Here is a 9,432-nt window from a genome sequence, read left to right on the forward strand (position 1 = left end):
GAGCAACACTGTGGTGCTGTGCATCTCTTCCGATCTGCCGTTTGCCCAGAAGCGTTTCTGCGGTACCGAAGGTCTGGACAACGTGCTGAGCCTTTCCGATTTCCGCAATGCCGACTTCGCCGTTGACTACGGCGTGTCGATTGCCGATGGCCCGCTGCAAGGCCTGACCGCCCGTGCCGTCGTGGTACTGGACGAGAACAACAACGTGCTGCACAGCGAACTGGTGCCTGAAATTGGCCAAGAGCCAAACTACGAAGCAGCCCTGGCTGTTTTGAAGTAACTGTTTCAGCGCATTACTGTCGTGTGGCAGTAACACGCCTGATGCATGATTGCGGCCTGGCCTAGTCCAGGCCGTTTTTATTTAGGGCTCAAACGCTTAGCTGATTAGCGACTGGACTAAGGCCAATAGTTAAAAGTTGTAAGTCCAAGGTAAATAGCCGGTAAAGGCGCTTTTCTTAATGCGCCCCAGTGCTTATCTTTCAGCCTCCCAAAGAAGAAGCTCTCGCGCCCAATGGTTGATCACTCCATGCAATCCTCCCCTCGCAATTCCCGTCGCTGGCTGTTCGGCCTGCTGGTACTGCTGGTTATCGCCGGCCTGTGCTGGAAATTCTGGCCCGGCAGCCACAAGGATGCCGACGCGAAGAAGCCGGCCGGGCATGCCGGCAAGTCGGGGATGATGCGCCCGGGCTTCGGTGGCTCCACCGGCCCGATTCCGGTGCGCGTGGCGCCGACGGTGCTGGGGGAATTTCCGGTGTACTACAAGGCGTTGGGCACGGTCACCGCACTCAATACCATCAATGTCCGTAGCCGGGTGGGTGGCGAGTTGGTGAAGATCGCCTTTGAAGAAGGGCAGATGGTCAAGGCCGGCGACCTGCTGGCGGAAATCGACCCGCGCAGCTACCAGAACGCCTTGCTCCAGGCCCAGGGCACGCTGCTGCAGAACCAGGCCCAACTGAAAAACGCCCAGGTCGACGTGCAGCGTTACCGCGACCTGTATGCCCAGGACAGTATCGCCAAGCAGACCCTGGACACCGCCGAAGCGCTGGTCCTGCAATACCAGGGCACGGTCAAGACCAACCAGGGCGCGGTGGATGACGCCAAGCTCAACCTCGAATTCACCAAGATCCGCGCGCCGATCGGCGGCCGCGTAGGCTTGCGTCAGGTCGACGTGGGCAACCTGGTGGCGGCGAACGACACCACCTTCCTCGCCGTGATCACCCAGACCCAGCCGATCAGCGTGGTCTTCACCCTGCCGGAAAACACCCTCGACACCGTCCTCAGCCGTTACCACGCCGGCAACAAACTGCCCGTGGAAGCGTGGGACCGTGGCGACGTGAAAAAACAGGCGGTTGGCGTGCTGCAAAGCCTCGACAACCAGATCGACGTCACCACGGGCACCCTGAAATTCAAGGGCCGCTTCGATAACAAGGACCAGGCGCTGTTCCCTAACCAGTTCGTCAACGTGCACTTGCTCGCCGACACCCTGCACAACGTGGTGCTCGCGCCGTCTGCGGCGATCCAGTACGGCAACAACGGCACCTTTGTGTACAAGCTCGATGGCGACAAGAAGGTCAAGGTCCAGCCCCTGGTGGTCGGTGATACCGATGGCGACAACACCGTGATCACTGACGGCCTGGTGGCCGGCGACCGCGTGGTGCTGGAAGGCACCGACCGCCTGAAAGACGGCAGTGAAATCGAAGTGGTCAACGACAGCAGTGAAGTACCGACCACCCCGACCGAACACCTGCAAGGCAAACCCGCGGCAAAAGAGAAGACCGGCGCTGACGCGGGCAAGGCGCAAAAGGTCGGCGCATGAACCTGTCGCGACTGTTTATCCTTCGCCCGGTTGCCACCACGCTGAGCATGCTGGCCATTGTTTTGGCCGGCATCATTTCCTACCGGCTGTTGCCGGTGTCGGCCTTGCCCCAGGTGGATTACCCGACCATCCGGGTGATGACCCTGTACCCCGGCGCCAGCCCCGACGTGATGACCAGCGCGGTCACCGCGCCACTGGAGCGCCAGTTCGGGCAAATGCCCGGCCTCACGCAAATGGCGTCCACCAGCTCCGGCGGTGCGTCGGTGCTGACCTTGCGCTTCAACCTCGACATCAACATGGATGTCGCCGAGCAACAGGTGCAGGCCGCAATCAACGCCGCCACCAACCTGCTGCCCAAGGATTTGCCGGCGCCGCCGGTGTACAACAAGGTCAACCCGGCGGACACCCCGGTGCTGACCCTGGCGATTACCTCCAAGACCATGCTGTTGCCCAAGCTCAATGACCTGGTCGACACGCGCATGGCGCAAAAAATTGCGCAGATCAGTGGCGTCGGCATGGTCAGCATCGCCGGTGGCCAGCGCCAGGCCGTGCGCATCAAGGTCAACCCCGAGGCCCTGGCCGCCAATGGCTTGAACCTGTCGGACGTGCGCACCCTGATCGCCGCCTCCAACGTCAACCAGCCCAAGGGCAACTTCGACGGCCCCACGCGCGTGTCGATGCTCGACGCCAACGACCAGTTGGTCTCGCCCCAGCAATACGCCGAACTGATCTTGGCCTACAACAACGGCGCGCCCTTGCGCCTTAAAGACGTGGCGCAAATCGTCGACGGCGCCGAAAACGAGCGCCTTGCCGCCTGGGCCAATGAAAACCAGGCCGTGCTGCTGAACATCCAGCGCCAGCCGGGCGCCAACGTGATCGAGGTGGTGGACCGTATCAAGGCGTTGCTGCCGAGCATCACCGACAACCTGCCGGCCGGCCTCGACGTGACCGTGCTCACCGACCGCACCCAGACCATCCGCGCCTCGGTCACCGACGTGCAACACGAATTGCTCATCGCCATTGCCCTGGTGGTGATGGTGACTTTCCTGTTCCTGCGCCGTTTCAGCGCGACGATCATTCCGTCCATCGCCGTGCCGTTGTCGCTGATCGGCACTTTTGGCGTGATGTACCTCGCGGGGTTCTCGGTCAACAACCTGACGTTGATGGCGCTGACCATCGCCACCGGCTTTGTGGTGGACGATGCGATCGTGATGCTGGAGAACATCTCCCGTTACATCGAAGAGGGCGAGACGCCGCTGGCGGCGGCGCTCAAAGGCGCCAAGCAGATCGGCTTTACCCTGATTTCCCTGACCCTGTCGCTGATTGCGGTCTTGATCCCGCTGCTGTTCATGGCCGATGTGGTTGGGCGCCTGTTCCGTGAGTTCGCCATCACCCTGGCGGTGGCGATCCTGATTTCGCTGGTGGTGTCCCTGACCCTGACGCCGATGATGTGCGCGCGCCTGCTCAAGCGTGAGCCGAAACCCGAAGAACAAGGCCGTTTCTACAAGGCCAGCGGTGCCTGGATTGATTGGCTGATCGAGGCCTACGGGCGCAAATTGCAGTGGGTGCTCAAGCATCAGCCGCTGACGTTGCTGGTGGCCATCGCCACCCTCGGCCTGACTGTGGTGCTGTACCTGGTGGTGCCCAAGGGCTTTTTCCCGGTGCAGGACACCGGCGTGATCCAGGGTATTTCCGAGGCACCGCAGTCGATTTCCTTTGCGGCGATGAGCCAGCGCCAGCAGGAACTGGCCAAGATCATCCTGGCCGACCCGTCGGTGGAAAGCCTGTCGTCCTACATCGGCGTCGACGGGGATAACGCCACCCTCAACAGTGGCCGTTTGCTGATCAACCTAAAGCCCCACGGCCAGCGCGACTTGAGCGCGGCCCAGATCATCACGCGCTTGCAGCCGGAAATCGACAAGCTGGTGGGCATTCGCCTGTTCATGCAACCGGTGCAGGACCTGACCATCGAAGACCGCGTCAGCCGTACCCAGTATCAATTCAGCATGTCGTCGCCCGACGCCGACCTGCTGGCGCTGTGGAGCGACAAGCTGGTGCACGCCCTCAGCCAGTTGCCGGAACTCACCGACGTCGCCAGCGACCTGCAGGACAAAGGCCTGCAAGTGTTCCTGGTGATCGACCGCGATGCGGCGTCGCGCCTGGGCGTAAGTGTGTCGACCATCACCGATGCGCTGTACGACGCGTTTGGCCAGCGCCAGATTTCCACCATCTACACCCAGGCCAGCCAGTACCGCGTGGTGTTGCAGGCCCAGTCCGGGGAAACCCTGGGCCCGGCGGCGCTGAACCAGATCCACGTGAAAAGCGCCGACGGCGGCCAAGTCCGGCTGTCGAGCCTGGCCCATGTGGAACAGCGCCAGGCGCAGTTGGCGATCGCGCACATCGGCCAGTTCCCGGCGGTGATGATGTCGTTCAACCTCGCCCCCGGCGTTGCGTTGGGCAAAGGCGTGGAGCTGATCAACCAGACGCAGAAAGACATCGGCATGCCGGTGGGTGTGCAGACCCAGTTCCAGGGCGCGGCGCAGGCGTTCGAAGCCTCACTGTCGAGCACCTTGCTGCTGATCCTGGCGGCGGTGGTCACCATGTACATCGTGCTGGGCGTGCTCTACGAGAGCTATATCCACCCGATTACGATTTTGTCGACCTTGCCCTCCGCCGCAGTGGGGGCCTTGCTGGCGTTGCTGCTCAGTGGCAATGACTTGGGCATGATCGCGATCATCGGCATCATTTTGCTGATCGGTATCGTCAAAAAGAACGCGATCATGATGATCGACTTCGCCCTCGACGCTGAACGCAACCAGGGCCTCGACCCGCAGACCGCGATCTACCAGGCGGCGCTGTTGCGCTTCCGGCCGATCCTGATGACCACGCTGGCCGCGCTGTTCGGTGCGGTGCCGCTGATGTTGGCCACCGGTTCCGGTGCTGAGCTGCGCCAGCCTTTGGGCTTGGTGATGGTCGGCGGCTTGCTGGTGAGCCAGGTGTTGACCCTGTTCACCACGCCGGTGATCTACCTGTATTTCGATCGCCTTGGCCGTCGCTGGCGCAAAGAGCCGCAAAGCCTGGAGCCGGTTGAGTCATGAACCTGTCCGGACCGTTTATTCGCCGGCCGGTAGCGACCATGCTGCTGAGCCTGGCGATCATGTTGCTGGGTGGCGTGAGCTTCAACCTGCTGCCGGTGTCGCCGCTGCCGCAGATCGACTTTCCGGTGATCGTGGTGTCGGCCAGCTTGCCCGGCGCCAGCCCCGAAGTCATGGCCTCGACCGTGGCCACGCCGCTGGAACGTTCGTTCGGCGCGATTGCCGGTATCACCACCATGAGCAGTTCGTCGAGCCAGGGTTCGACCCGGGTGATTCTGGCGTTTGACTCCGACCGTGATATCAACGGCGCGGCGCGGGAAGTGCAAGCGGCGATCAACGCCTCGCGCAACCTGCTGCCCAGCGGCATGCGCAGCATGCCCACCTACAAGAAGATCAACCCGTCGCAGGCGCCGATCATGGTGCTGTCGCTGACCTCCGACGTGTTGCAGAAGGGCGAGCTGTACGACCTGGCCTCGACCATTCTTTCGCAAAGCCTGTCCCAGGTACCCGGCGTGGGCGAAGTGCAGATCGGCGGCAGCTCGCTGCCGGCGGTGCGCATCGAACTGGAACCCAAGGCCCTCGACCAGTACGGCGTGGCCCTGGACGATGTGCGCAACACCATCGCCAACGCCAACCAGCGTCGGCCCAAGGGTTCCCTGGAAGACAGCGAGCGCAACTGGCAGATCCAGGCCAACGACCAGCTGGAAAAAGCCAAGGACTACGAGCCGCTGCTGATTCGCTACCAGAACGGCGCAGCCCTGCGCCTGGGTGACGTGGCCAAGATCAGCGACGGCGTGGAGGACCGCTACAACAGTGGTTTCTTCAACAATGACTCGGCGGTATTGCTGGTGATCAACCGCCAGTCCGGCGCCAACATCATCGAGACCGTCCGGCAGATCAAGGCACAGCTGCCGGCATTGCAGGCGGTGCTGCCATCGAGCGTCAAGCTCAACCTGGCCATGGACCGTTCACCGGTGATCACCGCCACCTTGCATGAAGCCGAGATGACCTTGCTGATTGCCGTGGCACTGGTGGTTCTGGTGGTGTACCTGTTCCTGGGGAATTTCCGCGCCTCGTTGATCCCGACACTGGCGGTGCCGGTGTCGCTGGTGGGCACTTTTGCGGTGATGTACCTGTTTGGCTTCTCGTTGAACAACTTTTCGCTGATGGCGCTGATTTTGGCCACCGGCCTGGTGGTCGACGATGCCATCGTGGTGCTGGAAAACATTTCCCGGCACATCGACGACGGCGTGCCGCCGATGAAAGCCGCTTACCTGGGGGCCCAGGAAGTCGGGTTTACCTTGCTGTCGATGAACGTGTCGCTGGTGGCGGTGTTCCTGTCGATCCTGTTTATGGGCGGCATCGTTACCAGTTTGTTCCGAGAATTCTCCATCACCATGTCAGCGGCGATCATTGTCTCGCTGATAGTGTCGTTGACCTTGACCCCGATGCTTTGTGCCCGCTGGCTCAAGCCTCACGTCAAGACGCAGATGACCGGGTTGCAGCGCTGGAGCCAGAAGGTCAACGACCGCATGGTCGCGGTGTATGCCACCAGCCTGGATTGGGTGCTGCGCCACCGCCGCCTGACCTTGCTCAGCCTGTTTTTGACCATCGGTGTGAACGTTGCGCTATACGTGGTGGTGCCGAAAACCTTTATGCCGCAGCAGGACACCGGCCAGTTGATCGGTTTTGTGCGCGGCGACGACGGGCTGTCGTTCAATGTGATGCAGCCGAAGATGGAGACCTTCCGCAAGGCGGTCCTCAAGGACCCGGCGGTGCTCAGCGTGGCCGGCTTTATCGGGGGCAACAACGGCACCAATAACGCGGTGATGCTGGTGCGCCTCAAGCCCATTGCCGAGCGCAAGCTCTCGGCCCAGGCGGTGATCGAGCGCCTGCGCAAGGACGTGCCGCTGGTGCCGGGCGGGCGCCTGTTCCTGATGGCCGACCAGGACCTGCAATTTGGCGGCAGCCGTGACCAGACCAGTGCGCAGTACTCCTACATCCTGCAAAGCGGTGACTTGGCCGCGCTGCGCCTGTGGTACCCGAAAGTGGTGGCCGCCTTGCGCGAGTTGCCGGAACTGACGGCGATTGACGCCCGCGAAGGGCGGGGTGCAGCCCAAGTGACGCTGGTGGTCGACCGAGACCAGGCCAAACGCTTGGGCATCGACATGAGCATGGTCACCGCCGTGTTGAACAACGCCTACAGCCAGCGGCAGATTTCCACCATCTATGACAGCCTCAACCAGTACCAGGTGGTGATGGAGGTCAACCCGAAATACGCCCAGGACCCGATCACCCTGAACCAGATGCAGGTGATTACCTCCACCGGCGCGCGGGTGCCGTTGTCGACCATTGCCCATTACGAAAACAGCCTGGCGGACGACCGTGTCAGCCACGAAGGCCAATTTGCGTCGGAAAACATTGCCTTCGACATGTCACCCGGTGTGACGGTGGAGCAGGGCACGGCCGCCATTGAGCGGGCGATCGCCAAGGTCGGCTTGCCCGAAGACGTCATCGCCAAGATGGCCGGCACCGCCGATGCGTTTGCCGCGACCCAGAAGGGCCAGCCGTTCATGATTCTCGGCGCGTTGGTGGCGGTGTACCTGGTGCTGGGCATCCTGTATGAAAGCTACATTCACCCGCTGACCATCCTGTCGACCTTGCCGTCGGCCGGTGTCGGCGCGCTGCTCTCGATCTACTTGCTCGGCGGGGAGTTCAGCCTGATTTCCCTGTTGGGGCTGTTCCTGCTGATCGGGGTGGTAAAGAAAAACGCGATCCTGATGATCGACCTGGCCCTGCAATTGGAGCGCCATGACGGCATGAGCCCGCTGGAGTCGATCCGCAGCGCCTGCCTGTTGCGCCTGCGGCCGATCCTGATGACGACACTTGCGGCGATCCTCGGCGCCTTGCCCTTGTTGCTGGGTGCCGGCGACGGCGCAGAAATGCGCCAGCCCCTGGGCCTGACCATCATCGGCGGCCTGGTGTTCAGCCAGGTCCTGACCCTTTACACCACCCCGGTGGTTTACCTCTATCTTGACCGCGCGCGCCACCGCTTCAACGCCTGGCGCGGTGTGCGTACCGATGCTGCCTTGGACACTGCGCTATGACCGATTCAACCTTTGCCACATTGGCCATGACCCGTGGTTCGCGCATTGCCAGCCTGGTGCTGTGCGGCGCATTGCTCAGTGCCTGCGCCATCGGCCCGGATTACAAGCGCCCGGACGTCATCGAACCTGCCCAGTTCAAGGAAGCCCAGGGCTGGAGCCAGGCCACACCGAGCGATTCCCTGGCCCGTGGCGCCTGGTGGGAGCTGTATGGTGATCGCCAGCTCAATGACCTGGTGACTCGCCTCAACAATTCCAACCAGACCGTGGCCCAGGCCGAGGCGCGCTTTCGCCAGGCCCAGGCCCAGGTGCGCAGCGCCCGAGGCGCGTTTTTCCCCACGGTTGACCTGAGCGCCGGGAAAACCCGCGCCAGCCAAGGCACCGGCAGCAGTAACGCCAGCCTCAGCAGCTCCAGCAGCGGTATCCGCGACACCCTCAATACGCAGTTGGGCGTGAGTTGGGAGGCGGACGTATGGGGCAAGTTGCGCCGTGGCCTGGAAGCCAATGAAGCGACGGCCGAGGCCAGCTCGGCGGACCTGGCGGCGATGCGCTTGAGCCAGCAGTCGGAACTGGTGCAGGACTACCTGCAACTGCGTGTCATGGATGAACAGACGCGCTTGCTGCAGGCCACGCTGGACACCTACCAGCGCTCGTTGAAGATGACCGAAAACCAATACCGCGCCGGTGTGTCCGGCAAGGATGCGATTGCCCAGGCGCAGACTCAGCTCAAGACCACCCAGGCCAGCTTGATCGACCTGATCTGGCAGCGTGCCCAATTGGAAAACGCCATCGCCGTGTTGATCGGCGAGGCGCCGGCTAACTTCAACCTCGCGGTGAGCAAGGACATTCCGGCACTGCCACAGATTCCGCTGAGTGTGCCGTCGCAACTGTTGGAGCGGCGGCCGGATATTGCATCGGCTGAGCGTTCGGTGATTGCGGCCAACGCCAATATCGGTGTGGCCAAGGCGGCCTACTACCCGGATTTGACCTTGAGCCTGGCGGGCGGGTATTCGAGCAGCACCTATGCGGACTGGATCAGTTTGCCGAACCGTTTCTGGTCGGTCGGGCCCAAGTTGGCGATGACCTTGTTTGATGGCGGGCAACGCTCGGCGGAAGTCGACCGCACTGTGGCGAGCTATGACGAGACCGTGGCCAAGTACCGGCAGACGGTGCTGGATGGTTTTCGCGAGGTGGAAAACTACATGGTGCAGTTGAAGGTGCTGCAGGATGAGGCGGTGGTCAGCAATGAGGCCCTGGACGCGGCGCGCGAGTCGTTGCGGTTGACCGAGAACCAGTACAAGGCCGGGTTGATTGCGTACCTGGACGTGGTCACGGTGCAGGCTACGGCGTTGAGCAATGAGCGGACGGTGCTGACGTTGCTGCAGACGCGGTTGGTGGCGAGTGTGCAGTTGATTGC

Annotated in this window: 5 protein-coding genes; all 5 read left to right on the forward strand. The window is 62.4% G+C overall.

What is annotated here, in order from left to right; translation table 11 throughout:
- Nucleotides 1–280: thiol peroxidase (tpx, locus tag WBB95_RS20420; RefSeq protein ID WP_424489228.1), on the forward strand; the 280-nt coding region annotated here is incomplete at its 5' end.
- Nucleotides 281–511: 231 nt separating this feature from the next.
- Nucleotides 512–1,816, forward strand: coding sequence for an MdtA/MuxA family multidrug efflux RND transporter periplasmic adaptor subunit (locus WBB95_RS20425; RefSeq protein ID WP_424489229.1), 1,305 nt, complete (start codon nucleotides 512–514; stop codon nucleotides 1,814–1,816).
- Nucleotides 1,813–4,914, forward strand: a complete 3,102-nt coding sequence (locus WBB95_RS20430; RefSeq protein WP_424489230.1) for an MdtB/MuxB family multidrug efflux RND transporter permease subunit — start codon at nucleotides 1,813–1,815, stop codon at nucleotides 4,912–4,914. The genes WBB95_RS20425 and WBB95_RS20430 overlap by 4 nt, the downstream gene beginning before the upstream one ends.
- Entirely contained in the window at nucleotides 4,911–8,018 is a 3,108-nt protein-coding gene (locus WBB95_RS20435) for an efflux RND transporter permease subunit (protein WP_424489231.1), read from the forward strand. Before WBB95_RS20430 ends, WBB95_RS20435 begins: the two co-directional genes overlap by 4 nt.
- The coding region (locus WBB95_RS20440; RefSeq protein WP_424489232.1) for an efflux transporter outer membrane subunit at nucleotides 8,015–9,432 on the forward strand (1,418 nt) is incomplete at its 3' end. The genes WBB95_RS20435 and WBB95_RS20440, both read left to right, overlap by 4 nt.

Source organism: Pseudomonas sp. (genome assembly GCF_049645325.1).
Lineage (GTDB): Bacteria > Pseudomonadota > Gammaproteobacteria > Pseudomonadales > Pseudomonadaceae > Aquipseudomonas.